Genomic DNA, 1,480 nt, shown 5'->3' on the forward strand with positions numbered 1-1,480 from the left:
GGCCCCGATCGCCTGTGAGCCGACGGCCGTAAGGCCTACCTATTGCGGCTGAACGCGGCAAGTGTGCTGTAAGCGGGGTGAAAGCACGGATTCCTAACTTCTTCCCAGCCCCTCTGATGGAAGGAGCCCCATGCACATCCGCGCCAAGCATCTGGTCCTCCCGGTTGCCGCCGCGGGCCTTCTTGGCTCCACACTCGTTGCCCCCGCCGCCTCGGCCGCGCCGGAGCCGGCCGCCGCCACTCTGGCCGGCAGCGGCGTCGCGGCCTGGAACGTTGCCACCTTCTGGTACGCCAACAACCAGGCGAACCTTCTCGCCGCGACGCCCTACGACGTCGAGCCGCAGGCCAGGCACGTGTCCAAGGGCAGGTTCGCCGTCGGCGCGCCTGGCGCCGACGGCGAGCCCGGCGTGGTTGAGCCGATCGGCGGCAAGCCCGGCGGAAGCTCCGACAACGAGAACGTCAACCTGCCGAAGACCACCGGCAAGGTGTTCTTCCTCGGCACCGATGGCAAACCGCACTGGTGCAGCGCCACCTCGCTCCAGTCCAAGTACCGCAACCTGGTCGCCACGGCCGGCCACTGCGTGTACGACACCAAGTCCAACGCGGCCGCACTGAATTACTGGGTCTTCGTGCCCGGTAACTACAAGGGCAAGCTGCCGTGGGGCCTCTACGTGGGCAGTCAGGCGTTCACGCACGACAAATTCGACGTGTACAAGGAGTTCGACTACGACTACGCCTTCGTCACCGTCTACAACGGCCTGCAGGCGCCGCCCGAAGGCGGGGCCGTGCCCGGCGAGTGGACGCAGGTCTCCAAGGACGAGTACGACGAGTACAGCAGCTACGGCACTTACTCGTTTGTGGCCGACCAGTTCACGAAGGCGGATCCCAGCGGCGAGTACTTCGTGTGGAAGTTCGCCGACGCCGGCCGCCTCGGTGACAACGTCGGCGGCCAGGGCCTGGCCTACAACCAGCAGCCCGGCAAGCCTGTGCTCGTGGTCGGTTACCCGAGCGGGTGGGCTGACACGGACGGCGACGCCGTCACCGGCGACACCGAGAAGTGGTGCTATGGCGCGACCTCCGCAGCCTGGTCGTTGGACCTCCAGGCCGCGAGACTGTTCGCCGTCCCGTGTCCCTTCACCGGTGGGGGCGCCTCCGGCTCGGCCTGGCTGGCTGGATACAGCCACCTCACCCGCACGGGCTACCTGAACGGCCTGACCGTCGCGGTGTCGGACACCGACGACGACGAGAGGATCGACACCAGCCTGTCGCCGTACTTCGATGGCGAGCTGTACGACATCTACAAGCAGGCGGCCGACCAGGTGTCCGGCTCGATCACCGGTTGAATGCACGGGTATGTGTAAGAGTTTTCGCTGATAGAGGCGAGAGGGTTTACTGGTGGCCTCCAATATTCACTCGGCCGGTTTTCCTCGATGCTCTCGGGTCAATCCCAGTAGTTGTACGACAGCTCGCCTAGGGTCGCA

General features: G+C 65.9%; 1 protein-coding gene. It reads left to right on the plus strand.

All coding sequences use genetic code 11. The features are described from left to right. Positions 1 to 130 precede the first annotated feature (130 nt). The gene (locus tag AWQ68_RS00040) at positions 131 to 1,342 is read left to right on the plus strand and encodes a trypsin-like serine peptidase (protein WP_066932612.1); all 1,212 of its coding nucleotides are present in this window, start codon (positions 131 to 133) and stop codon (positions 1,340 to 1,342) included. The last annotated feature ends 138 nt before the right edge of the window (positions 1,343 to 1,480 follow it).

The organism is Microtetraspora fusca (genome assembly GCF_001570365.1).
Lineage (GTDB): Bacteria > Actinomycetota > Actinomycetes > Streptosporangiales > Streptosporangiaceae > Microtetraspora > Microtetraspora fusca.